The 23,276-nt window shown below is 70.4% G+C and carries 20 protein-coding genes and 1 pseudogene; 8 read left to right on the top strand and 13 right to left on the bottom strand.

Features of this window, described 5'->3' with window-relative positions; translation table 11 throughout:
• Positions 1–2: 2 nt before the first annotated feature.
• Positions 3–362: a hypothetical protein gene (locus tag ACFY0F_RS26610; RefSeq protein WP_388799146.1), complete on the bottom strand. Its 360-nt coding sequence runs from the start codon at positions 360–362 to the stop codon at positions 3–5.
• Between the two features lie 1,159 nt (positions 363–1,521).
• Between ACFY0F_RS26610 and ACFY0F_RS26605 the strand changes: the two genes are divergently transcribed.
• From ACFY0F_RS26605 to ACFY0F_RS26595, 3 genes are all read left to right on the top strand, one after another.
• Positions 1,522–1,950: a hypothetical protein gene (locus ACFY0F_RS26605; protein WP_388799143.1), complete on the top strand. Its 429-nt coding sequence runs from the start codon at positions 1,522–1,524 to the stop codon at positions 1,948–1,950.
• Positions 1,951–2,480: 530 nt separating this feature from the next.
• A complete protein-coding gene (locus tag ACFY0F_RS26600) occupies positions 2,481–2,981 on the top strand; it encodes a SigE family RNA polymerase sigma factor (RefSeq protein WP_388799140.1) in 501 nt (166 codons plus the stop codon).
• A 310-nt stretch (positions 2,982–3,291) separates the two neighbouring features.
• Complete coding sequence (locus tag ACFY0F_RS26595; RefSeq protein ID WP_388799137.1) at positions 3,292–6,771, top strand: hypothetical protein; 3,480 nt, start codon at positions 3,292–3,294, stop codon at positions 6,769–6,771.
• Between the two features lie 378 nt (positions 6,772–7,149).
• On the opposite strand, the gene ACFY0F_RS26590 is transcribed toward ACFY0F_RS26595, so the two are convergent.
• The 3 genes from ACFY0F_RS26590 to ACFY0F_RS26580 all read right to left on the bottom strand — a co-directional run bounded on the left by ACFY0F_RS26590 (position 7,150) and on the right by ACFY0F_RS26580 (position 9,485).
• The gene (locus ACFY0F_RS26590) at positions 7,150–8,652 is read right to left on the bottom strand and encodes a carotenoid oxygenase family protein (RefSeq protein WP_388799134.1); all 1,503 of its coding nucleotides are present in this window, start codon (positions 8,650–8,652) and stop codon (positions 7,150–7,152) included.
• A gap of 271 nt (positions 8,653–8,923) precedes the next feature.
• Positions 8,924–9,160, bottom strand: a complete 237-nt coding sequence (locus ACFY0F_RS26585; protein ID WP_388799131.1) for a hypothetical protein — start codon at positions 9,158–9,160, stop codon at positions 8,924–8,926.
• A gap of 112 nt (positions 9,161–9,272) precedes the next feature.
• The gene (locus ACFY0F_RS26580) at positions 9,273–9,485 is read right to left on the bottom strand and encodes a hypothetical protein (protein WP_388799128.1); all 213 of its coding nucleotides are present in this window, start codon (positions 9,483–9,485) and stop codon (positions 9,273–9,275) included.
• 304 nt (positions 9,486–9,789) lie between these two features.
• On the opposite strand from ACFY0F_RS26580, the gene ACFY0F_RS26575 reads away from it, so the two are divergent.
• Complete coding sequence (locus ACFY0F_RS26575; protein ID WP_388799125.1) at positions 9,790–10,368, top strand: hypothetical protein; 579 nt, start codon at positions 9,790–9,792, stop codon at positions 10,366–10,368.
• Positions 10,369–10,648: 280 nt separating this feature from the next.
• On the opposite strand, the gene ACFY0F_RS26570 is transcribed toward ACFY0F_RS26575, so the two are convergent.
• Both ACFY0F_RS26570 and ACFY0F_RS26565 read right to left on the bottom strand, forming a co-directional pair.
• A complete protein-coding gene (locus ACFY0F_RS26570) occupies positions 10,649–11,296 on the bottom strand; it encodes a histone-like nucleoid-structuring protein Lsr2 (RefSeq protein ID WP_388799122.1) in 648 nt (215 codons plus the stop codon).
• A 262-nt stretch (positions 11,297–11,558) separates the two neighbouring features.
• Positions 11,559–11,960 carry a TraR/DksA family transcriptional regulator gene (locus ACFY0F_RS26565; RefSeq protein WP_388799119.1) on the bottom strand — a complete coding sequence of 134 codons (402 nt, stop codon included), beginning with the start codon at positions 11,958–11,960 and terminating at the stop codon, positions 11,559–11,561.
• Positions 11,961–12,063: 103 nt separating this feature from the next.
• Between ACFY0F_RS26565 and ACFY0F_RS26560 the strand changes: the two genes are divergently transcribed.
• Both ACFY0F_RS26560 and ACFY0F_RS26555 read left to right on the top strand, forming a co-directional pair.
• Positions 12,064–12,192 (top strand): hypothetical protein, encoded by a 129-nt coding sequence (locus ACFY0F_RS26560; protein ID WP_388799116.1) that lies wholly within the window; start codon positions 12,064–12,066, stop codon positions 12,190–12,192.
• Positions 12,193–12,303: 111 nt separating this feature from the next.
• Positions 12,304–12,924, top strand: a complete 621-nt coding sequence (locus ACFY0F_RS26555) for a helicase associated domain-containing protein (RefSeq protein ID WP_388799113.1) — start codon at positions 12,304–12,306, stop codon at positions 12,922–12,924.
• Here ACFY0F_RS26555 and ACFY0F_RS26550 read toward each other — a convergent pair.
• Positions 12,899–13,540 carry a hypothetical protein gene (locus tag ACFY0F_RS26550; RefSeq protein ID WP_388799110.1) on the bottom strand — a complete coding sequence of 214 codons (642 nt, stop codon included), beginning with the start codon at positions 13,538–13,540 and terminating at the stop codon, positions 12,899–12,901. The genes ACFY0F_RS26555 and ACFY0F_RS26550 overlap by 26 nt on opposite strands.
• Before the next feature lie 791 nt (positions 13,541–14,331).
• Here ACFY0F_RS26550 and ACFY0F_RS26545 point away from each other — a divergent pair.
• Positions 14,332–14,550 carry a family 16 glycosylhydrolase gene (locus ACFY0F_RS26545; RefSeq protein WP_388799274.1) on the top strand — a complete coding sequence of 73 codons (219 nt, stop codon included), beginning with the start codon at positions 14,332–14,334 and terminating at the stop codon, positions 14,548–14,550.
• Here the strand turns inward: ACFY0F_RS26545 and ACFY0F_RS26540 are convergent.
• The gene (locus ACFY0F_RS26540) at positions 14,534–15,250 is read right to left on the bottom strand and encodes a hypothetical protein (RefSeq protein ID WP_388799107.1); all 717 of its coding nucleotides are present in this window, start codon (positions 15,248–15,250) and stop codon (positions 14,534–14,536) included. The two genes, ACFY0F_RS26545 and ACFY0F_RS26540, sit on opposite strands and share 17 nt — an antisense overlap.
• A gap of 152 nt (positions 15,251–15,402) precedes the next feature.
• Between ACFY0F_RS26540 and ACFY0F_RS26535 the strand changes: the two are divergent.
• Positions 15,403–15,679, top strand: a pseudogene (locus ACFY0F_RS26535) (deaminase); the annotation flags it as partial.
• An 82-nt stretch (positions 15,680–15,761) separates the two neighbouring features.
• On the opposite strand, the gene ACFY0F_RS26530 reads toward ACFY0F_RS26535, so the two are convergent.
• From ACFY0F_RS26530 to ACFY0F_RS26510, 5 genes are all read right to left on the bottom strand, one after another.
• Positions 15,762–18,569 (bottom strand): hypothetical protein, encoded by a 2,808-nt coding sequence (locus tag ACFY0F_RS26530; protein WP_388799104.1) that lies wholly within the window; start codon positions 18,567–18,569, stop codon positions 15,762–15,764.
• Positions 18,566–19,678, bottom strand: coding sequence for an AAA family ATPase (locus tag ACFY0F_RS26525; RefSeq protein ID WP_388799101.1), 1,113 nt, complete (start codon positions 19,676–19,678; stop codon positions 18,566–18,568). The genes ACFY0F_RS26530 and ACFY0F_RS26525 overlap by 4 nt, the downstream gene beginning before the upstream one ends.
• 79 nt (positions 19,679–19,757) lie before the next feature.
• On the bottom strand, positions 19,758–21,203 hold the full coding sequence (locus ACFY0F_RS26520) for a VWA domain-containing protein (protein ID WP_388799098.1): 1,446 nt from the start codon (positions 21,201–21,203) through the stop codon (positions 19,758–19,760).
• On the bottom strand, positions 21,200–22,618 hold the full coding sequence (locus tag ACFY0F_RS26515; RefSeq protein WP_388799095.1) for a hypothetical protein: 1,419 nt from the start codon (positions 22,616–22,618) through the stop codon (positions 21,200–21,202). Before ACFY0F_RS26515 ends, ACFY0F_RS26520 begins: the two co-directional genes overlap by 4 nt.
• Positions 22,588–23,091: a hypothetical protein gene (locus ACFY0F_RS26510; RefSeq protein WP_384214218.1), complete on the bottom strand. Its 504-nt coding sequence runs from the start codon at positions 23,089–23,091 to the stop codon at positions 22,588–22,590. Before ACFY0F_RS26510 ends, ACFY0F_RS26515 begins: the two co-directional genes overlap by 31 nt.
• Positions 23,092–23,276: the final 185 nt, after the last annotated feature.

The raw sequence follows: 23,276 nt of genomic DNA, 5'->3' as shown, positions 1-23,276 counted from the left end.
GGTCAGTCCTCCGTCGAGCCCGCGCCGTGGTCCCGAAGCGCCTCCCGGATCAACGCGTCGGCGTCTCGAGCCTGATCGGCTCTGATCTCCACGATGCTGCCGTCCGGCCGGCTCATCGTGATGTCCACGGACGAGCGCCGCTGCCGCAGCCACACCGGCAGCGAACGGGCCAGCGCCAGCGCACCGCCGGAACCGAGCATCACTACCAGCTGGTCGAAGGCGCCGCCCATCGCCCCGGGCTCCGGGGCCGTCGGGACCAGCCGCACCCGTCCCCGTAGCTCCGGCTCGTCTTCCAGCCAGGCCTTCAGACCGGCAAGGACGTCGTCCCCTGCGCCGTCCCGCACCCTGATCGCGATATCCATGCCGCCCACCCATCAGATCGTCACGCATTCAGCGCTCAGTGTCTCGCGGCTCAGCAATCCCCGGTCAGCAACGGTAAGTTATAGGGGCGGAGACTGGAAACGGAGCGGAGGCACTCCGGGCCGACCCGGTCACGCATCATCCGCTGCGCATCCTGACGGTCCCGCCGCCGAATCGGCGCGGGTCAGCGCGGTACGGGCCTGTAGACAACGGCCTGCACCAGACGGCGCTCGACGCGGGAGGCAAGCCACTGAACAGGCGCACACCCTGGCCAACCGTCTGCGCGCCAGCGGCGACACACGCGTCTCCACCCGGGAGTTGCTCACCGATCTGGCTACCCTCATCCTCCAACGCGAGCACCCGCAGTCCTCGCAGAACGGATGGCGATGAGGCCGGGACCTGGGTGGTCCCGGCCTGCGCCCGCTGGAGGGGCGAGCCACCGCCCATTCCACGAAATCCCTGTTCACTGGTTGGAGCCAGAGCAAGTCGGGGCCTGCCCCTCGGGAGGGGCAGATGTGCGGATCGGCATCCTGACCGCCGTCTCACTTCTCCGACGGCGGCAGGACACGCCCCGCGGAACGGGGGCTGAGTTCCAGCGCCCGGCCTCGGGAGCGTGGGTCCCGACCGTGATCGAAGCCCCACGCTCCAAGCTGCGCATCCGGAAAATCAGGCGCCGCTCCATCCAGACAGCGGAACTGGCCCATCCCTTACTTCACCGTCCGGGAAGTCAACGCCCACCCGCACAGTCATGCGCGTCCTTGCGGCTCTTCTTGAACGGCCGCCCGGTGCTCCTGCCCACCGGGCGCGAGCGGGTTCGCCGGGCGCCCCGCAAGTTCCCGCTGCCTGGCGGCCAGGGCCCTCGCCAGCATCTTCGCCTGGTAGGGGTTCAACCGCTCCCCTCTCCGTCCCGCTTCCCCCGCGGACGCGGCGCCGAGGCCGAAGAAGGTACGCGCACCCACGGCAGGAGAGCAAACAAGAGGCCTCTTCTTTGGTCAACGCCCCACTGTGCCTGTGGCCTGCGGCTGCCCCATTGATCAGGATGACAAAACCGGCTCCCCATTCAATCCCCGCCCCGCTGAACTCGGTGGTGGGAAGGCGGCCACGAAGCCTTTGAGCGCCTCCCGCTGCACGCACCAAACCGACTAGTGGAGACGAGAGCCCGTGTTCAAGAAGAAGATCAGTGTTCGCCTGGGGACGGCGGGAGCCGCAGCGGTCCTCGGCACCCTGGGCGCCTTCGGCGGACAGGCGAGTGCCACCCCCGTACACCCCGACGGTTTCGAACCCACCTCCGTGGTGTTCGAACCCACCTCCGTGGTGACCGACGCCAGCTGCAAGGGGTGGATGAACACAGAGAAGCAGAACGGCAACTGGTTCGCGCAAGGGCTGGTCCAGTCCTGGAACGGCCAGTCGTGCTACATGTACCTGGAGCGGCTCCACAACGGCTCGTGGACGATGGTCTCGTCGGAGCACCACGTAGCCGGCAACGCCGACAACACGGGGTGGTACTGGGACGACTCGGGCTACAAGTCACGCGTCTGCATCTGGAACGCCAGCGGCTCCCAGACATGGAAATGCGGCGGCGCCGTGTAACAAGTGACCCAGGCGGTAGGAGGGATCTCGGGCAGTGAGCGCACGAGCTCCCCGAGTTTGATCATCCAGCCGCCTCGCGGGCAGCGGCCGTCGGCAGTCCGGCCGGCGGCCGCTGCCCGCCGGCAGTCCACTCCCCCACTGACCGGCCGTTCCAGCATCACGAGATGACAAGGCATGTCTGCTCGGCAGCAGCTGCCTCCTCGCCGACGGCGGGTCACCGGATCATGGCACGCACGACCGCTTCAGCGGCGAGACCGGTCGGGTCCCAAGGAAGAGCTCCGAGGCCAAGAGGCTGCCCGAAGACACAGCAGGCCCGAAGCGCACCTTCTGCGAACTGACCGACGAGGCAACTGGCCAGCGCTGCAAAACCATTGAACGGCTGCCGGAGCAGGTGGCCACGCGCCCGTCTGGGCGGCGTTCAGGCGGTGAACAACCAATGCCACCGGGCGGGTATGCGCGCCCCTCCGAGATATCGAAGCCCAAAAGAAGGGCCACATTCACCCACGCCGCGTACGAAGGGGGCACACCACATGCATCAGAGCAAGCACGCCGTGTTGGAATTCGAGCAGTACGTCCGTGCTCGACAAGATGATCTTCTGCGCAGCGCTCGCCGGCTGGTCAGCGACCCGCTCTCCGCCCAGGACCTACTGCAGACCGCACTATTACGCGCCTACCCGCGGTGGGAACACATAGCAGACAAACAACTCGCGGACGCCTATCTGCGCCGCGTCATGATCAACATCCGCACCGAGTGGTGGCGGGCCAGGAAGCTGCACGAGCTGCCCACCCAGCAGCTGCCGGACGCCGTCTTCGACGACCCGGCCGAGCGGCACGCTGACCGCACCTTGCTCATGGACGTCCTCAGAGTGCTGACGCCCCAGCAGCGCGCGGTCGTCGTACTACGCCACTGGGAACAGATGTCTACGCAAGAGACAGCCGCCACCCTCGGCATGGCCCCCGGAACGATCAAAAGCACACTGCACCGGGCGCTCGCCCGGCTCCGCCAAGAGCTGCAGCCCCACAACGGATAACGAGAAGCATCGTGGGGCCAACCAGGCCGAGAAGCCGGCTTCCGGCGCCAGCAAGCCAGGAGCTGCCGCAGCCGGGCGCCCTGGATGCGACCGTAGTCGTGCTGGGTTACCACCTCCTCGCCGACCGGCAGCCGGGCATACGCGGGTCCCCGCCCCAACTCGGGGACGACCGTTTGCAGGTCATGGGCATAGCGGTAGCGCTGACCAAAGAAGACGCCTACGAATTGCCCTCGCGCTGCCGGCGTGCGTACCTTGTCGGGCCTTGCGCCGCATCCACGGGGGAAGCGGATGGAAGAGGGGTGAGCTGCCGATGGCAGGACGTCCAGAGAGCCCGCTCGATGCGAGCGCAGGGCCGGTGGCCCGGTTCGCTGCCGAGTTACGCAAACTCCGGGCGGAGGCCGGCAGCCCGACCTACCGAGTGATGGCGCAGCGCACAGGGCAGGGGGCAAGCACCCTGTCGCAGGCGGCTGCGGGGGAACGGCTGCCGACCCTTCCGGTGGTGCTGGCATACGTGCGGGCCTGCGGCGGCAACACGCAGGAGTGGGAGGAGCGGTGGCGTGAGGCAGCCGCAGAGGAGGCTGCTGAGCCTCCCGCCTCGGACGAAGATGCGGAGCCTCCCTACCGGGGCCTGGCCCGCTTCGAGCCCGGCGACGCCGACCTGTTCTTCGGCCGCGACCAGCTCACCGAGCGCCTGCTCCAACAGTCCCGCACCCACCGGTTCACTGCCGTGTTCGGCCCGTCGGGCAGCGGCAAGTCCTCTCTCCTGCGCGCCGGCCTCATCCCGCGCCTGCGCAGCTCGGAGACGATCCGCCCACAGCCAGCTGCCGTGCGCGTCCTCACTCCCGGGGAGCACCCCCTGCGCGTCCACGAGCAACGGCTGATACCGAAGGACGCCGACGGTGAGACCTGGCTGATCGTCGACCAGTTCGAGGAGGTCTACACCCTCTGCACCGACCCGGCCGAACGCGACCAGTTCATCGACCGCCTCCTGGCCGCCACCGATCCTGCGAGCCGTCTGCGGGTCGTCATCGCCGTGCGGGCCGATTTCCTCGGCCGCTGCGCCGAACACCCAGCCCTAACTGCCGCTTTACAGGACGCGACCGTGCTGGCCGGTCCCATGAGCCGCGACGAATTACGCGAGACCATCACCAAGCCCGCCCAGGCCGCGGGAATGATCGTGGAACGCGCCCTGACCGCGCGCATCCTCAACGAGGTCGAAGACGAACCCGGCGCCCTGCCCCTGATGTCCCACGCCCTGCTGGAGACCTGGCGCCGCCGCAAAGGCCGCGCACTGACCACCCAGGCCTACGAAGCGGCCGGCGGCCTCCACGGTGCCATCGCCCGCACCGCCGAAGACGTCCACGCCCACCTGACCCCGTCGCAGGCTGACCTCGCACGCCGCATCCTGCTGCGCCTGATCACCCCCGGTCAGGGAACCCCCGACACCCGACGGCCCGCTCCCCGCACCGAACTCGACTTCGGCAACCCCGACGACACCGCCCAGGTCCTCGAACACCTCGCCCGCGCCCGCCTGCTCACCCTCGAGCACAACACCGTCGACCTGGCCCACGAAGCCTTGATTATTGCCTGGCCGAGGCTGCGGGCATGGATCAACGAAGCACGCGACCGCCTGCGCCTTCACCGTCAGCTCACCGAAGCCGCACGGACCTGGGACGACCTCAACCGTGACCCGGGCGCGCTGTATCGCGGCACCCGGCTCACCGCAGCAGAGGAGACCTTCCTCCTCACAGACGCCGAAAGCGAGCTCACGGCACTGGAACGTGGCTTCCTCACCTGCAGCACCACAGCCCGACTTCGCGAAGAAGACGCAGCCGGCCGCACCACCCGGCGCCTACGCCAGTTCACCGTGACCCTGTCGATCCTGCTCGTGCTCGCCCTTACCGGAGGACTGATCGCCTGGCAGCAGTACCGGGCCAGCGAGCAACAGCGACACCTGGCACTCACTGCGCAGCGGATGGCGCTTTCCCGCCAGCTCGCCGCGCAGTCGTCCAGCCTTTTGGAGGCCAACCCCGACTTGGCCTCCCTCTTGGCGGTCCAGGCCTACCGGACCAGCCCCACAACGGAAGCCATCGCCAGCCTCTTCGGAGCCGCAGCACTCCCACTTCAACACCGCCTGACCGGACACACCAACTTCGTTCAGTCGGTGGCATTCAGCCCGGACGGCCACACCCTCGCCAGCGGCAGCGACGACAAAACAATCCGGCTGTGGGGTACGGCAACCGGCAAACTGCGTGCCACCCTGACCGGACACACGGGCACCGTGGAGTCGGTGGCATTCAGCCCATACGGCCACACCCTCGCCAGCGGAGGCGTTGACGGGAAGATCCGGCTGTGGGATACGGCAACCGGCAAACTGCGCAGCACCCTGCCCGGGCACGCAAATAGCGTGAACTCGGTGGTGTTCAGCCCGGACGGCCGCACCCTCGCCAGCGATGAGAGCGGCTGGGACGATGGGAAGATCCGGCTGCGGGACGCGGCAACCGGCAAACTGCGCACCACCCTGACCGGGATCCCATACGGCCAGGAGTCGGAGTCATTGGCGTTCAGCCCGGACAGCCGCACTCTCGCCAGCGGCGGGTATGACGGGAAAGTCCGGCTGTGGGATGCGAAAACCGGCAAGCTGCGCACCGCCCTGGCCGAGAACACCAACGGCGTGACCTCGGTGGCATTCAGCCCGGACGGCCACACCCTCGCCAGCGGCGGCAACGATGGGCAGATCCGGCTATGGGATGCGACAACCGGCAGCCTGCAAACCACTCTGACCGGACACACCGACATGGTGGAGTCGGTGGCATTCAGCCCAGACGGCCACACCCTCGCCAGCGGCGGGTACGACGGGAAAGTCCGGCTGTGGGATACGGCAACCGGCAAACCGGTCACCACCCTGAACGGACACACCGACAACGTGGAGTCGGTGGCATTCAACCCGGACGGCCACACCCTCGCCAGCGGAGGCTTTGAAGGGAAAATCCGGCTGTGGGATACGGCAACCGGCAAACCGGTCACCACCCTGAACGGACACACCGACAACGTGGAGTCGGTGGCATTCAGCCCAGACGGCCACACCCTCGCCAGCGGCGGGAACGATGGAGCCCGGCTATGGGATACGGCAACCGGCAAACCGGTCACCACCCTGACCGGGAACACAGCGGGTCCTGTGGCATTCAGCCCGGACGGCCGCGTTCTCGCAAGCGGCGACGGGGCGTCGGCGACAGTAAGCACCGACAGCGACACCCCTGCCAGCAGTGGCGACGATGAGAAGGTCCGGCTATGGGATGTAGCCGCCGGCAAGCTGCGCACCACCCTGGCCGGGAACGCCGACGGCGTGCGCTCGGTGGCATTCAGCCCAGACGGCCACACCCTCGCCAGCGACTGCAACGATGGGCAGATCCGGCTATGGGATGCGACAACCGGCAGCCTGCAAACCACTCTGACCGGACACACCGACATGGTGGAGTCGGTGGCATTCAGCCCAGACGGCCACACCCTCGCCAGCGGCAGCGACGACACCACAATCCGACTCTGGGACACAGCAACCGGCAAACTGCGCACCACCCTGACCGGACACACCGACATCGTGGAGTCGGTGGCATTCAGCCCAGACGGCCACACCCTCGCCAGCGGAGGCGATGACGGGAAAATCCGGCTCTGGGACGTCTCGCTTCCGGATCCGCTCTCCGCCATGAAGAAGATCCACCAAGCCGTCCACAGGGCTTTCACTCAAAGTGAGCGCTCACTGTATCTAGCGGATCAACCAACAGACAGGTGAGCAGCGCGGGCTAAGCTCGGCGGGTGCAGCGCATGACGACTCCTCACAGGCAGCTCCGTGAGGAGGGAGTCGCCGTCGTCGATTTCCTCCAGCCTTCAGCCGGTGATGTCGAGCAGCAGTCCGTCCAACGGCCCGCCCACGAGTTCGGCCGTCCCGGCTTCGGGCCCGGGCGGTCGTGGTCGACTCCGTAGATCCTGCCTGCAGCAGCTGCTCTGCGGCCGCTGCAACAACCCTGTGGCGTCGGCCGTGGCGACATATGATCGACAAGACGTCCCCTAGGCTCTCGACGGCGGCGTGGACCTCCTCCTGGATGCGGCTGTAGCCGTCGATGACGTTTCCTTTGCCTGCATGGCATCCGCCATCGGGCATCGCGGCACGTCACGCGTCGGGAATCCAGCTCCCGTGGAAGCCCAGCGGCACCCGCCCCGGCAGATGGATCCGGGCCACCGGCTCGGCCGTGAAGTCCTGGGCCGCGAGAACCACCAGGTCGCAGGCCCCGCGATCGGGGTTGTGCACATAGGCGATCGCGTACCCGTCATCCTCGGCGGCGTTCCCGTCGCAGGGGCCGGACGGCACGAACACGGCCTCGCTCGCCGCCGCCCCGCGGGGCAGCCGGTGCACCTGCGAGGTGCCCCTCAGCAGGTCGTGCTTGATGAGCGCGTTGCTGAACGCCCGGTGCGGGGGGTTTCCGTCGACCGCCTGATAGGCCAGCACCATCTCCCCGGACGCCGCCGAGTAGCCGTAGCGGTGCCGACGTGACACCAGCGCCTCGTTGACACGCGGGAACTCCTGGGGACGGTCGTCGAGTGTCCGGATCCGTACCCGACCCTGGCGCAGGTCGACCGTCCAGCGGTCCAGACGGGGGGTGCCCGCGCTGTACGGCCCGCCCGAGCCGTTGCCCGCCGCGAGGAAGGGCGCGTCGGAGTTGGTGGTGTCGATGACCAGGTGCGGGCCCTCCTCGTACGCGTTGAGGGTGTGCGAGTAGTACACCGGGTCGACCTCGAACCAGCGGACGGAACCCCCCTTGCGCGGCAGCACGCCGACCCGTGCCGGATGCCGCTCGTTCCAGACGTACGGCACGATGTCGCCGCGCTCGGCGCCCGCCGGGTCGAAAGTGACCGGCATGTCGAGGATCACGACATGGTTCTCGGTGAGCGCGAAGTCGTGGATCATCGGCGCGTCCGCCACCGGGACCCTGGTACTGGACGACACCCGGCCCGCCGGGTCCACGACCAGGTGCCGGACATGGTCCCAGGTCGGGTAGTAGGCGATCGCGTGCAGTTCGCCCGCGTGGACGTCGAACTTGGTGTGCGCGGTGAACGCGCCCTCCAGGGTGCCCCGGAAGTCGTAGGTGCCCACGGTGTTCAGCTCGTCGTCGAGCTCGTAGGGCAGAGGTCCGCTCTCCTGCAGTGCCAGGATGCGCCCCCGGTGGGGGATCACATGGGTGTTGCACGGGAAGTCGTCCGGGGGCACGGGATGCGAGTAGGGCTCGCCGAGTTTCTTCGCCACCTGGGAGGAGCGCACCCAGCGGTTGCGGTACCACTCTGCGCGGCCCTCGCGCAGCCGGACGCCGTGCACCATACCCTCGCCGAGCATCCAGTGATGGGCGCGCGGGTCCTCCAGACCCAGGACATTGGGGCCGTTGCGCAGATAGCGGCCGTTCAGCTCGCGTGGGATGCGGCCGGTGACCGGCAGGTCGAAGGCCGTCAGTTCCTCAGTCACCGGCTTGAACGCGCCTTCCAGGAACGGGAAGCGGCGCGCCGGAGTCGGGCGCGGCAGCGCAGAGGCGGGTCCCGCACCCACGCCCGTGCCGGCCAGTCCGCCCGCGGCCGCGACCGCAGCCGCGCCGCGCAGTACGTTCCGTCGTGTGGGGTCCGTCATCTTCCCTGCTCCTGACCGTGACTGTCCTCGGGTACGGTCATGAGTCTGTGGCGTAGGACGGTTCGCGTCAGGAGTGGTGGGCCCCGTCCTTGGGGGGTGCCAGCCCCCCTCTTCCTCGCCCGGACACCTACCTCTTGGAGGACGACCGACCAGCACAGCACCGGCATGGACATCCTCACCCGCCTGTGCGGGCACTCTGCGCAGCAGACCGGAGAATTGCTCGATCGGTTGGTGGCCACACCAACACGTCCACGTCCGCCGACTCGGCGATTCAGCTGCGGCCGGCACGGATTCCGGCCAGGACCGCCTCGGTGCTCAACTCGTCGAAGACCACGGTGTGAGGTATAACGATCTGCCCCTCCAAGTGGGTGTCGCTGTTGCCCATCACCGGCCGCCACGGGCCCGTGTAGATGTCGGTTGCGAGGCTCCGTCCCCACTCCGCCAGGGCCGCCTCGTTGTCGGCATTCCAGGGCCGGTCCGAAGTCCACAGTCCGTTCCACACCTCCACCGCGTCGAAGCCCCGGAAGGGAACATGAAGTCGCCCGATGGGTAGGGCGCATGCGGGTGCGCGGCCACACACAGGCCTCCTACTCGATGGACCTGGCCCAGGCACTCATCGATCAGCCCGTCCCTGACCTGGTGGTCCAGTCGACGATCTGGCCGGGGTTGATGCCGAGCGCGAGCCAGTGCCCGGTTTTCGTGGTCACTTCCTCACCGAGAAGGATCAAGAAGTCATCGGCAGCCAGATGCCCCCATACACCGGGTTCCGCAGCGGCTCGGTGCTCTGTCGTCGCGATGAAGTCGAGCCTGGCGGCGCGCGCCCGAACGGCCAACTCCTCAGGGGTGAGTTCCCCGCCCGAGTGGGCGGAGTGGACATGGCAGTCCCCGCGGTACCAGGCCGCCCCGCGTCCTACCGCCCGCACCGGCGGAAAGCTCGAACTCGACAAAGTTCTCCTCCTTCAAGGGCCTGTCGAGCGAACGCGCGAGCCGAGCAACCGGTTCCGTCGCCCCACTGAGCGTCCTCTCAGCCGAGAAGTCAGACAAAGATTTCATTCTGAAACGCTCAGTAAGCGCCGTTTCACCCCGGTGGTCACGAGGGGCCGGAACGTTGTCGGTGGCGGCCGGTACGTTGCGATCATGGGTGTCTATCTGGTGAGTGTCGCCGCGCAGGACTGGTCGCAGCCGGGTGAGGACGGGTACGGGGACGTCGCCGCCGCGCTGAACTTTGAGCTGGAGCGGCGCGGGCTGCCCCGTTACGAGCTGCGGCAGGCCGCACGGGAGGCGCCGGGCTGGTTCGAGGAGAAGGTCAGCCCGTCCATGGACGGCTTCGTGGCGCTGTGCAGGACGCGGCTGACCGACGCGGAGCTGTCGGCCCTCCTCGACTGGAGCGTGCTGGTGCCGTTCGCGCTGGAGGAGGAGATCGTGCTCCCCGTCGGCACCGCGTACTCCGGCGAACAGACAGCGGTCGCCGGGGCCCCGCGGGTGCTCGCCCTGGCCGAGCGGCTGGCCGGTGCCGTCGGACTGCCCGTGGACGCGATACCGGCGGGCGAGAACCTCGCACTGAGCCTGTGGTTCCTGGAGGGCGGGGCGGAGCGGACCGCCCGGGTGCGGCCGGGACCGTGGTCCGAGGACCGGGACGCGGCCTTCTACGTGGCGCTCTACCTGCGCGCCGCGCAGTACTCCCTGCGGTACGGCTGCCCGATGACCTACTCCTGAGCCACAGGGGCGGCCGGCCGGAGACGCCGTACACGGGTCCGGGTCGGGTCCGTGTACGCCGCGCGCCCGAGCCCGCGTCCTACCGGAACACCGCCGCGTTGCGTCGCTCTCGGGAACCCAGCGGCAGCGCTGGAATCAACCGCCTGAAGCAGAACCTGGCAGTGGCCTGCCGTTTCGACGAACTTGCGGTCCTCTTCGAGGCACCGTCCTCGTCGCGCGATCAACGAATGGCTGCCACCACCAACCAGTGGTCGTTGACCGGCACAGCCGAAGCTGGTGCTCACCTCTGTGATACCTCGTAAGCCTCGCGGATGGACGCAGGGATACGCCCACGATCGCTTACGAGATACCCGTTGGCGCGTGCCCAGAGGCATATCGGCTCGTCTTCCGCACGGGGATCGAGCCTACGGGGTCCAGCAGACCTGCCGGGGCCTCTCCAATCTCCCGAGCACACCCCTTCCAGCCGGTCCGCTGTCTCTTGGAAGAAGGCGAACAACGAGGCGTGTACGCCCTCTTCGGGACCGCATGCCTCGTCCCAGGATCCGACCGTTCCGCTGAGCGTGTCCAGAAACGTCCCGTAGAGACCGTCGCGGTCAGCGGCAATCGGCACCCACTCACGACGCCAGAACGGATGGTCGGAGTTGCGGACGGCTCCATCTCCTCCAGGCCCAATCCGGCTGAGGTAGACGCGCTGAATACCCGTCAGCCCGAGAAGGAGGTGGCCGCCGGGGATGTCTGTCTCGCATCCCAGCGCCACCAGACAGGACTGACCGTCGGGCTGCCTGCCGGCATCGATGTCGTTCGCCAGCAGCCACTGCCGCATCTCCCCCGGCAGCTCAAGACCCATCCGCAGTTCGGCTTCCCTGATGGCCGCATGGCTCCCCGGGCCGCCAAGCGCAGCGAGAGTTTCAGGGGTCGTTGCGTTCAAGCCACGAGGTTACCCGACCCCACGCCTCTCGCCATACCGGGCCAAGCCTTGCGCCAGTCGATCACGTCCCCCTCACGAGCGCAGCCCGTCGATACCCGCCGGCGGGAACGGATTGCTCGAGGTCGCCGGTCCCGCGCCCGGCGGCTGGGCCATCGGCATTCGCCCCGCGACCGACGACCGACCAGGCCCGGCAGCAAGGCCAATCTCGCTGCCCTCTGTGCTCCCATCGGGCTCAATGAGGGCAACAGGCACTTGGCTGGCCTCAGGCGCGGCGTGGGTCGGGCCGGGCGCAGTGGACACAGGTGGTCGCTGCCGGACGGATCTCCAGGCGTTCGGCCGGAATCGTTCCGCCGCAGACTTCACACTGCCCGTACTCGCCCCGTTCGAGTCGTTCCAGTGCCCGGTCCAGTTCTTCCAGGTGCTCGCGCGCCTGCGCCATCAGGGCGACAACGTGAGCTCGCTCGAAGGCGGTGGTGCCCCCTTCGGGGTCGTGTTCGTCGTCTACCGCGACCAAGGCGTTCGACGCGACAATCCCGTCGAAGTCGCGGCTCAGTGCTGCCGCCCGAGCGAGGGTGTCCGCGCGGTCGGCCGCGAGGAGGGCGCGGGCCGTCGAGAAGCGGGACGGGACGGACTCATCATGGCCCTGCTGGGATACATGGCGCATACTGGGACAACACTGCTTCATGCCTCCCGATTCCCCCTCCGCACCCCGCTGCTCTTCAACTTCGGGAGGTGGCGCTGGAGGAGTCGCTTCCCGGGCGCTCACCGTGTCATGCCAGCTGGCGACGTGCCTCTGGATCGGCCCGGCCGAATGCTGCGGCAACGAGCGCAGCCGGCAGCGCGCCGTGACCGAAGCCCGCGCCGTGTACGAGCACGGCCAGGAGAAGGACGGCTGACGTCTGCTCCTGACGCTGCGCCCGGTTGGCGCCCTGGTCCTTTTTAGCGGCAAACTGCTCGCATCACCGGGCGGCATCGAGCGCGAAGGCAAGGCCTCGGACGATGGGTGCGTGCTCAGCGCCTGGGCTGGGCATCCTCACCGTCCGTGCAGCAGTGGATGCCGGAGCAGGGCCTCGGGATCGGGCCCGCGAGCAAGGACGAGAAGGCCTCGCCCGCGCCGTACGCAGGCCTCCGAATGGGCGACCAATTACTCCGCCGCCCGCCAGTTCTACGAGCGGGAAGAGCACCTGCGGGTTCCGCGCAAGCACGTCGAGCGCATCGCCGTCATCGGCAGGAACGACGAGGACCAGGAGCAGCGGGACATCAAGCTCGGGGCGTGGATCGGCAACCAACGCTCCCGCGTCGCGGGTCGGGGGGGCACGGGTGATCGTGTCTTCCCCGCCGACACGGGGGCGCTTCGGGCGCGCGTCGGCACAGGCCTGGGCAGCGGCGCGGCACCGGACCCGGGCCAGCGCGTGCTGGCCGTGGCGACGGATCCGGTGCCGCTGAGGAGATGGTCCGGCGCGGGCGGCGGTGTACGGCCCGCGGGTGCGGTGGCCTTCTGGTGGTCAGCGGCGGCGCAGGAGGGTGATTTTCTGCCGGGCGCTGGAGATGGCCTTTGCCAGGTCGGCGCGGGCGGCTTCCTGCTTCATGGCGCTGAGCCAGTCAGTACAGCTTGTTCACCGCCATGACGGTCGTGGCCTTGAAGTCCGCCACCTGTGCGTCCTTGAAGGTGCCCATCCGACCCCAGCGGACGACCGTGACGGTGGCGCCGTCGCGACCGACCGAGAACAGGTTGATGTCGGAGGAACCCTGGGCGGAGGCGGTGTGGATGCCGTAGACGTCGGCGCCCTCCTCCACGTTCAGGTGGCCGTAGGACTTCTGCGTCGCCGTGATGTCGGGGTCCTGCCGCATCAGCGTCTTCGCGCAGCCGACGAGGTCCTTGCGCAGCAGGGCGGCGAACTCCTTCGACCACTGCTCGCTGCGCCCCTCGACCGTGAGCTGCTGGGCGTTGGTGTCGTACTCCGTCCAGTACTCGCGGTGCGAGGTGATGGACGGCAGCGCCTCGCCCACGCACATCGGCAGCGGGTCGGGCTGCCCGGCAGTGACGGGGCCCGCGTACCAGGGCGAGGACGGGTACGGCGGCAGCTCGGCCGGTTCCAGGAACCGGGGCGTGTCAGAGGCGTCCCGGCCAGCCGTGGCGGCCGGGGCGGCGGCTGCGGCGAGGCCGGCCACGGCCGCCAGCGCAGCCAGGCCGGCCAGGGTGGTACGGGTGCCTCGAGCGCGGATCTGCATGGTCTCCCCCATCGGTCGTGCCCGGCTCGCCCGGGCGGATGCGCGGGCTTGTGCCCTCGCCCCCTGTACGACCCGTCGGCGGCCGCATGCGTTGCCCGCGGGCTTGCTACGGATCCGTCCCGAATGTCACCGATCGGTCCGCCCCCGCCGCGGGCCGGGGCTCTCCTCACCCTGGCGGCCGCACCCGAGCGCGTGTGCGCCACACTGATGTCCCCCGCCCAGCTTGCAGGAGCAGCACGATGAACCGACCCCGCCGCCTGGCACTCGTCCTGGCGCGGCGGACGGCTGGGCGGAGGCGACACGGCCGCGGACACACAGCCCCCTGCCGCCGCGGAGAAACCCTTCTGGAGCGCCGAGTTCACGGGAGCGGCCGGTACCCGCCCGTCGGCCGGGTCCTGGAACACCGAGACCGGCAACCGGGAAGCCGAGGGGTGGGGCAACGACGAGCTGCAGTACTACACGGACGACGCGGCCAATTCCGCCCTCGATGCCGCGGGACACCTCCTGATCACGGCACGGCGCGCCCCTGCCGGAGCGCACCTGCCCTGCTACACACAAGAGTTGTGTCCGTGGACCTCCGCCCGGCTCACCACGGAGGGGAAGGTCGCGCTCAGCCGCGGACGGGCGGAGATCCGCGTGAAGCTGCCCACCGGCACGGGGCTGCTGCCCGCGATCTGGATGCTCGGCGACAACGGAGTCGAACGGCCCGGGCAGGGGAGATCGACATCTGCGAAGTGGTCGGCGCGCAGCCGCGCACGGTGTAGGGAACCGCGCACGGGCCGACCTACTTCGACGAGAACAGGATCGGCGGCTCCACCGCCCTGCCGGGCGACGCCTCGCAGGACTTCCACGCGTACGCCGTCGACAAGCAGCCGCACCGCGTCACCTGGCCCGTCGACGGAAGGCCGTACTTCACGCTGACCCCGTCGAAGCTGCCCGGCCGCAGGACTGGGTCTTCGAACAGGATCTGCACCACCGCGCCCTCGCCGCCCGCCGGCCGGGCGGTCAGTGCAGGATGCTGACGGCCCGGGCGATCACCAGGAGCGAGGTGAACAGGGCCGAGACGCTCTGGATGCTCATCAACAGCTTCGCGCGGGTCGACAGGGGCATCGTGTCGGTCGGGCTGAACGCCGTGGAGTTAGTGACGGAGACGTAGAGGTAGTCCACGAGGGTGGGGACCCAGTCCGACGTGCCGCTGGCGCCGTCGGCCACTTCCTGGATGGCGTCGTCGTTCTCGTCCTGGGAGAAGCGGAAGTCCGCCAGCGGCAGCGCCGAGCGGGGCAGCTGGGTGCGGCTGACCGGGCCGCCGCGGTCCAGCTCCCAGTAGGCCAGGCCGAAGACGATGATGTTGGTCAGCCACACCTGCAGCGCCGCCACCAGCAAGGACCGGCCGTCCTTCACCCCGGCGTAGACCAGCTCGTGGACCAGGATGACCAACGCCACCAGATTGCTGACGGCGATGATGCCCACGAGGGTGAGGGACAGCACCCGGAACGTCTTCGTCTGCCGGGTCAGGCGCCTGGGGTTGATCGCGACCAGCGGGACGAGCAGCAGGCACTCCAGGGCGGGCAGCACGTAGCGCGGGGCGACGAGCAGCTGCTCCGGCAGGAACAGGTACAGGGCGATCGCGGTGAGCGTCGCGACGACCGCGGGCAGCCGTACCTCGCCCCTGCGTTCGTGCCGGGGATGCCTGGTGCTCGCCTCCGCACGCGTCCGTGCCATACCGACTGGTCCTTCCCCTCGCCACCGCCGACAGCGCCAGGAGGCCCGCGTCCCTCATCCGGTGCAGGCTACCTGGCACCTCCAGCATTTACCCCGAGTACGGCGCTCCCCCGCCACCGCGCCCGGCGCCCGGTGCGGCAAACGCGATCGCGTTCGTCGACTCCTCGGGCAAGACGGTCACCGCGGTGGCCTTGGCGCGGGAGGCGGCGCAGGGCAAGGGCGTGCGGCTCGGCGGCGGTGCGACCGTCGTCCGGGAGTTCCTGGAGGCCGGTCTCGTCTACACCCTGCACGTGGCGGGCGGTCTCGCCGATGAAACCCGGCTCCGGCACCTGGTTGTGGGAGTCGCCCGAGGAACTGCTCGACCGGTACCACCTCGACGTCGTGCCCAGCCCGAGCGGTGTGACGCACCATCTGTTCTGGCGCCGGTGACCTGCCGGAGCCACCGCGGGCGGGGTCGCGGTGGCTCCGGCGGGGGGGAGGGTGGGGCGCGTGCAGCCCGGCCTGCCCGGTGTCAGGGCGTGGCCAGCAGAGCCTCCAAGGCGTCGGCGGTGTCCGGATGGCGGGCGAGCAGGGCCGCGCCGGCCAGGGCCGGCTCCGCGGACTGCCAGGTGCCTACGCAGCCGAGCAGGTCCGCCACCGCGTCGCAGGTCGCCGGGTGGGCGGCGAGCAGGGCCAGGCCGCGGGACGCGGAGGCGTGGTCGCGGGCCGGGCGCGGGTCTGCCGAAGCCGGCTCGGCCCGCCACGGCGGTGTCCACGCGTCCAGGTCCGCCAGTCGGCCCGGGAAGACGCGGCCGGCCTCGCGGATCAGCAGGGGCGCGAGATCGGCGCCGCTGCCGCGCAGCGTGGTGATGAGGGTCGGCAGCCAGGGCAGCAGCACCGGGTCCGGCAGCTGCGCGAAGGCGTGCGAGACCGCCTCGACGACGAAGTCGGCGAGGCCCGGCACCGGCTCCAGCGCGTGCAGGAAACCGCTGAGATAGCGCGGGTAGGCGGGCACCACCAGCGGGTTGCCGAGCAGTTCCGCGCACCGCGCCCGCAGGTCGGCGCGGGTGAGCCGGCCCAGCTGTGTCCTCGCCGCCCACAGCAGCGCCGTCTTGGCGGGGTCCTCCGGGTGCGACTGGGCGACGGCCAACTCCAGCTGGTTGCGGTCGCAGCCGAGGGACAGGGCGAGGCCCTCCATGCTGAACAGGAAGCCCAGCATGGCCGCCACCTGGCGCACGCTCGCGTCGTCGTCGGCGAACGCCGTCGGCAGCAGCGTGCAGTAGTGCGCGTATCCGGTCGTGACGAACGACTCGATCCACGCGGGCAGCGTCGGCTCGCTGGTGCGGTAGTACGCCAGCAGGCCGCGCACCCGGCGCAGCACCTCCGGTGCGCCGTCCACGCTCCGCTCGGTCGCGAGGACCTCCAGCGAGCGCCGGCCCAGTTCGTCGGCGAGGCGGCGGCTGCGCAGGTAGAGGGTGGCATCTTCGACGGCCTGGAGGACGGTCGCCGTGGTGGCCTGCGGGCCGTACGCGGTGCGCCGCAGCCGCTGCTCGAGCACCTGCTCGATGCTGACGCCCTCGTAGCCCAGCTCGATCAGGGCCCGCTGGTGGGTGCCGAGCGCCAGGTCCCAGGACTCCTGGATGGGGCGCTCGCCGAGCCGCCGTTCGCCCATGATGGGACGGGCCGCCCCGTGCGGCAGGAGGTGCCGCAGCATCCACAGCACGTCGGAGCATTGCTCGAGCTCCTGCCGGGAGGCCATGTCGAGCAGGGCCCGCTGGACGCCGCGCTGCTGGAGCTTGAGGTTCAGCGGGGCGAGCCGGTCGTGGACGTCCCGGGCGAGCGGGGGCAGCGCGTCGTAGCCGACCTGGCCGACCCGGTCGCCGCCGAGCATGATCTCCACCAGGCGGCGCACGTCCCGCCGGCCCGGCACGCTGTCCTTCTCGATGCAGGTGACCGCCGCGTCCTGGAAGTCGTACGGCGTCGGCTTGGCCCGCTCGCGCAGTCCGGCCAGCAGGATCGACGTCTCGAAGACGGCGATGGCGTCGGCGGTGGAGGCGAGGTAACCGTTGCGGCGGGCGGCGCGCACGATCTCCACCGACCAGCCGAGCAGTTCCGCTTCGTCGAGCCGGTCCAGGACCGGGGGCCGCCGCAGGAAACCGGTCAGCTTGTCGGACGCGTCGGGCGGGGGCGCGGGGACGGCGGCGGGCACGGCCTTGGCCGCTTTCTTCGACGTCCTGGTGCCCGCCTGCCCGGCGAGCCGGTACGGCGTGACCCGGGTGCGTCTGAGGTTCTTCGCCCACTCGCTCGCCGCGATGGACACCGAACCGGCGGCGAGGCCGAACTGCACCTCGATCGCCGCGTGGCTGGAGGGGATCAGGCCGTGCTGCCACTTGGTGGCGCTGGGCGGGGTGATCTCGAAGGTGCCGGCGCCGTGGACGCCGAACTCCTCGACCCGGCTGGCCGCGTGGAAGGCGCCGCAGACGTACAGCGCGTCCGCGGGGTCGGTGCCCGTCCCGGCGAGGTGCGCGCGCATCCGCGTCCACATGTACCGCTCGCGGTCCTCGTCGATCCGGACCCGGTGCGGATCGCCGGGCGCCAGGCGGCGGAAGAGACTGCCGATCAGCAGCATGACCTGGCGGTAGGTGTCGTGGTCCGCGTCGCCGAGGGGCAGTTCGACGTACTGGTGCCACCACTCCGACCAGTGCCGCACGTGCCCGTGCCGCAGCAGGTGCTCCTCCAGTTCGGCGAAGCGGGGGCGCAGGTCGCCGATCTCCACGCCGACGGCGTCGCCGTGCAGCGCGGCCTCTTCCTGGGCGGCCGGTGCGTCCGGATCGGCCGGTTCCGCGGCGTCGCCGGGCTTCTCCTGCCACTGGAAGACGTGGTCGGAGGAGCGGTCGACGAGGACCAGCTCGACGCCGGGGGTGTCCAGGGCGTAGGCGATGGCCTGGTACTCGGCGGACGCCTCGGTGATCGGGGCGACCACCGACAGCGGCGTCCACTCGGCAGGGAAGCCGTCGACCTCGGTGGCGAACGCCTGCACCGCGACGGGCAGCCGGCAGTTGCGCAGCTCGGTGAGGATCGGCGCCATGTCCTCGCACAGCTCCAGGTACACCACCTTCGGCTGCTTCTCGCGCAGCCGGCGCGCCATGGCGAGCGCGGAGGCGGGCGAGTGGTGGCACACCGGGAAGATCTCCAGTGGTTCGCGCACCGCGCGGTCGACGTCGTCGACGATGCCGAGCAGGATGCCCTCCAGGGCGTCCGGCCCGTCGGCCAGCGCCGCCGCTGCTTCCTGGAGCTGCCCGCGCAGCGCGGCGAAGGTGCCCTCGGTCACGGCGTTCACGACAGGGTCGCGATCGCGTCGCGGCCGCCCTCGTAGAACTCCGGCCAGGAGCCGCCCTCCTCCTTGCCGCGCGGCTCGACGACGCCGTGCAGGTACTTGTTGAGGATGGCCAGGTCCTCGGGCTCGCGCCGGGCGAGCGAACCGACCAGGGAGGAGGCGAGGGTGCGGGCCGTCAGGGCGCGTTCGCCGAAGAAGTTGCTGTGCAGGATGGCGTCCTCCAGCACGCCGATCTGCTCGGCGGTGGACAGCGCGGACTCCAGCTTCTCGTCATCGCTCGCGGCGGCCGCCGCGGAGGCGCGCAGGTCGGCGAAGCTCTGCAGCAGCACGTCCAGCAGCGTCGGCGGAACGTCCAGCTCTATCCGGTGGCGGCGCAGCAGTTCCTCAGTGCGGAAGCGGACGATCTCCGCCTCGCTCTTCTTGTTCGTCACCACGGGGATGCGGACGAAGTTGAAGCGGCGCTTGAGCGCGGAGGACAGGTCGTTGACGCCGCGGTCGCGGCTGTTGGCGGTGGCGATGACGGTGAAGCCGGGCTTGGCGAAGACGATGTTGTCGCTGTCGAGTTCGGGCACCGAGACGTACTTCTCGGACAGGATGGAGATCAGCGCGTCCTGCACGTCGCTGGTGGCGCGGGTCAGCTCCTCGAAGCGGCCGATGACGCCGCCCTCCATCGCGGTCATGATCGGCGAGGGGATCATCGACTCCCGTGACTGTCCCTTGGCGATGACCATGGACACGTTCCACGAGTACTTGATGTGGTCCTCGGTGGTGCCGGCCGTGCCCTGCACCACCAGCGTGGAGTTGCGGCAGACGGCGGCGGCCAGCAGCTCGGCCAGCCAGCTCTTGCCGGTGCCGGGGTCGCCGATGAGCAGCAGTCCGCGGTCGGAGGCCAGGGTGACGATGGCCCGTTCGACGATGCTGCGGTCGCCGAACCACTTCTGGGGGATCTCCCGGTCGAGCCCGTCGGCGCGCTCGGAGCCCAGGATGAACACCCGGATCATCTTCGGCGACAGCCGCCATGAGTACGGCTTGGGGTGGTCGTCGACGGACTCCAGCCAGTCCAGCTCCTCGGCGTACTTGATCTCGGCGGGGGCGCGCAACAGGTCGGACACGTCAATGCCTTTCGATGAGGAAAAGGAGGAAAAGGAAGGGAGCGAACGAAGAAGAAGGCGGGGCGGCGAACCGGCGCTCTCAGGTCAGGAACGACTTCAGCTCGTGCACCAGCTTGGCGATGTGGCCGGATATGACCGGCGTCCCGAGGTCCTTGAACCGCTCCTTGAACCACGGGTTCACGCTGCCGCGGCCGGCGCTGGTCACCGAGCCGACGGGGATGAACTTCGCGCCGGAGCGGTGGATGGCCGCCATGCTCTCGAACAGCGGTTCGCAGCGCCATTCGTAGAAGTCGGAGATCCACACCACGACCGTGTTGCGCGGTTCGGCGATCTTGGGCTGGGCCAGGGCCATGGCGACCGTGCCGTCCGTGCCGCCGCCGAGTTGCGTGCGCAGCAGGGTCTCGAAGGGATCGCTCACCCACGGGGTGAGGTCGAGGGCCTGGGTGTCGTAGGCGACGAGATGGACGTCGACCTTGGGCAGTCCGGCGAAGATGGACGCCAGGATGGTGCAGTTGACCATCGAGTCGACCATGGAGCCGGATTGGTCGACGACCACGATCAGCCGCTGGGGTGTGGTCTTGCGGGCGGTGTGCCGGTAGTAGAGGCGGTCGACGTAGAGCCGCTCCTCCTCGGGGTCCCAGTTGGTGAGGTTCTTCCAGATGGTGCGGTCGAGGTCGAGGTTGCGGAAGACCCGCTTGGGCGGGACGGACCGGTCCAGGGCGCCCACGGAGGCCTTCTCCACCTGGGTGCGCAGCACCTCGGCGACCTCGTCGACGAAGCGGCGGATGAGCGCCTTGGCGTTGGCGAGGGCGACACCGGAAAGGTTGTTCTTGTCGCGCAGCAGCTGCTCGATGAGCGACATGCTGGGGGTGAGCCGGGCGGCGAGCTGCGGGTCGGCGAGGACTTCCCGCAGCTGCATGCGCTGGACCAGGTCGGCCTCAATGGCGCCGAGTTCGGGGCCGATCGCCGGGATCAGCGTGGAGAGGTCGGGGGTGGGGAAGCCGGCTCCGGTGCCGGTCGGGCTCACTCCCCTGCCGCCGCCCGCCGGGGCGGTGCCCCCTCCCCCGGCGCGGCCGCCGCGCAGGTCGCCCGGGGCGCAGCCGAGGGCGCGCTCCAGCCAGCCGGCGTCGGCCTGCCAGCGGGCGAGCTGCCCGGCGGTGACGGTGCCGGGTGCGGAGGCGAAGACGTTGAGCAGCACCTTGGAGGCCAGGGCGGCCCGCCGCACCTCGGCGGCCCGGTCGCGGCCCTCCTCGTCGGGTTCGGGCACCATCAGGCCCTCGAACTCGGCGGCCAGCTCCGGGTGGCGCTGCACGAGCGCGTCGACGGAGGCCTGCGGGTCCAGCAGCGCTGGCGGCAAGCCGATGTCCTCGACGACGGCGAGGGAGGCGGACTCCAGGGCGCCCTGCTCCTCGGGGTCGAAGAGGCGGGCGAGCAGCCGCCAGTACAGCACCTGCCGGCGGTTCTCGTCGGCGCTCGGCGGCACGGCCGGCCCGGTGGAGGGGGCGGCGTTCGTGTGGTCGGTCATGTCCGCAGCAGCCTTCCCGCGCGTTCGCGCAGCACGGCCACCGCGTCGGTGGCGGCCTTCTCCGCCTTGACGCCGGCCTTGTCGGTGGTGCCCCCGGCCCAGGCCCCGGCGTGCACCGCGACGGTCTTCTTGCGCACGGTGGTCTCCACCGCGAGCGGCTGCAGGACGTACTGCCCGGCGTCCCAGCGCAGCAGCCCGATGCACGCGGTGGAGGCGGCGACGGCCTGCGGGGTGAGCGGACCGGCGGCGGGGACGCGGTCGGTGTCAACGGCCAGCCGGTGCCCGGCGAAGGTGAACGTGACCGTGTCGCTGTCCTGTTCGGTGCCGTAGCCCTCCAGGAACACCGGGTGGGCCAGACGGACGGGGTGCCGGTCCAGGGGTGCGGCGGACGGGGCGAGCGCGGTGGGCAGGGCGACGCGGGCGGTGGCGAAGGGGTCGGCGCTCTCGCCCGCGCGTGCCTGCTCCTCTTGCCAGATCAGGTCGCCTTCGGCGGTCACCGGCATGTCGGTGAGGTCCATGGAGCGGCCCTCGCCGGCGGCGGCCAGGAGCGTCAGGTGCGGGCGCAGCAGCTGCCAGACGCCGGCGCCGAGGACCGTGTCGGGCTTCGGCACGGACACGCTCGCACGGACCAGCCGGGGCGCGGAGCCGTCGGCGGGTTCGAGGACGGCGTGGACCTGCGCCTGGGCGGCGGTGGCGTGCTCCTGGACGTCGACACCGAGGGGCAGCAGCCGGCCGGTGACGGTGTCCGTGGCGGGGGCGCCTGCGGCGCCGGGCACGGTCAGGAGCATGCCGCGCGCCCACAGGTCGGCCCAGCGGCGCACTGGGACCCGCTCCAGGGAGGCTCCCGGGCAGGACGCGGCGAGTTCGGCGGCGAAGCCGTCCAGCAGGGTCGCCAAGCGCCGCAGCGCGGGGTGCGGCAGCATCGCGGAGACCACCTGGGCGGAGCCCGCCACCACGTCGTGGTCGAGGCCCTGCCGGCCGGTGCGGGCGAGGTCGCAGAGCCAGGAGCGGGCGGCGGCAAGCAGGTTCGGCGCCTGCTCGCCGGCGGCGGGCGGGGCGGGCGTGTCGGTGCGGGTGCGGCCGGTGGCCTCGTCGGCCCGCTCCGCGAGCGCGTCGTGCGCGGCGCCGAGCAGCGCGGTGCGGGCGGCGGCCAGGGCGAGGAAGTGGTCCTCGCTCGCGGCGCCGGCCGCGGCCTTCTCGGCGGCCTCGGCGACGCGGGCGGCGAGCGGGCTCGCGGCGACCGCGTCGGCGAGGGCGGTCAGGCCCGCGCTCTGGGCGGGCTGCGGGCGCAGGAGGCCGCCGAGCAGGGTCCGGTCGAAGGCGTCGACGGCGGCCAGGGTCTCGTCGAGGCCGTCGACCGGTTCGGTCAGCAGGTCGATCCGCATCAGGCCACCGCCCTGGTCGGCGGGAACCACTGCATCTCCGGCAACGGCGCGGTGCTGTGCGCCAGTTCCAGGTAGGCGAGGTGGCGCAGGAACCGGCTGAACACCGACGCAGCCGCCGTGCCGTCCGCAGGTGCCGGGCGGGTCGCGCTCATGGCGAGCCGGATCGGCTGCGCGCCGGGCTCACCGTCCGCGAGGTCGACGCGCAGATAGCGGGCGACGCGCTCGGCGCCGTACTGCAGGACCGCTTCGGTGATCAGCGCGCCGATGTGGTTGCAGAAGCCGCCGCGGGCACCGCCGCAGGGCCGGTTGTTGTTGGTGCTGCACGCGTAGGCGTACGTCCCGGCGGCGACCGAGGAGACGTAGACCCGCTCGATCGCCGAACCGCTGGAGACGACGCCCTGCAGGCGTCCGTCGGCCAGCTCCACGAACGGGACCTTGGCCAGCTTGCGCGGCCGGGCCGGCGGGATCACCCGCGCCGTGCTCGACCTCTCGACGTCGGACAACGCACCATCTCCTTCGCAGCACAAGGGAAGCCCATCGCCGGACCGGCGGGACACCATCGAACTTAGCGGGGACCACTGACAACGCCCCTTGCGAGCAGGGCGGGTGGCGTCCTGGGAGACGGCGGGGCGGGGCCTAATGAACACGCCCTACAGCCCGACCAGTTCCTCTCGATCCTGACCTGGGC

Source organism: Streptomyces sp. NPDC001544 (assembly GCF_042894285.1).
Taxonomy (GTDB): Bacteria; Actinomycetota; Actinomycetes; order Streptomycetales; family Streptomycetaceae; genus Streptomyces.
This window is presented reverse-complemented; position numbering and strand designations above follow the sequence as displayed.

What these genes read in the sequence shown, in the direction of transcription:
- ACFY0F_RS26610 (WP_388799146.1), bottom strand. Translation starts at nt 362, where the DNA reads ATGGATATCGCGATCAGGGTGCGGGACGGCGCAGGGGACGACGTCCTT.
- ACFY0F_RS26600 (WP_388799140.1), top strand. Translation starts at nt 2,481, where the DNA reads ATGCATCAGAGCAAGCACGCCGTGTTGGAATTCGAGCAGTACGTCCGT.
- ACFY0F_RS26595 (WP_388799137.1), top strand. Translation starts at nt 3,292, where the DNA reads ATGGCAGGACGTCCAGAGAGCCCGCTCGATGCGAGCGCAGGGCCGGTG.
- ACFY0F_RS26590 (WP_388799134.1), bottom strand. Translation starts at nt 8,652, where the DNA reads ATGACGGACCCCACACGACGGAACGTACTGCGCGGCGCGGCTGCGGTC.
- ACFY0F_RS26575 (WP_388799125.1), top strand. Translation starts at nt 9,790, where the DNA reads ATGGGTGTCTATCTGGTGAGTGTCGCCGCGCAGGACTGGTCGCAGCCG.
- ACFY0F_RS26565 (WP_388799119.1), bottom strand. Translation starts at nt 11,960, where the DNA reads ATGCGCCATGTATCCCAGCAGGGCCATGATGAGTCCGTCCCGTCCCGC.
- ACFY0F_RS26550 (WP_388799110.1), bottom strand. Translation starts at nt 13,540, where the DNA reads ATGGGGGAGACCATGCAGATCCGCGCTCGAGGCACCCGTACCACCCTG.
- ACFY0F_RS26540 (WP_388799107.1), bottom strand. Translation starts at nt 15,250, where the DNA reads ATGGCACGGACGCGTGCGGAGGCGAGCACCAGGCATCCCCGGCACGAA.
- ACFY0F_RS26520 (WP_388799098.1), bottom strand. Translation starts at nt 21,203, where the DNA reads ATGACCGACCACACGAACGCCGCCCCCTCCACCGGGCCGGCCGTGCCG.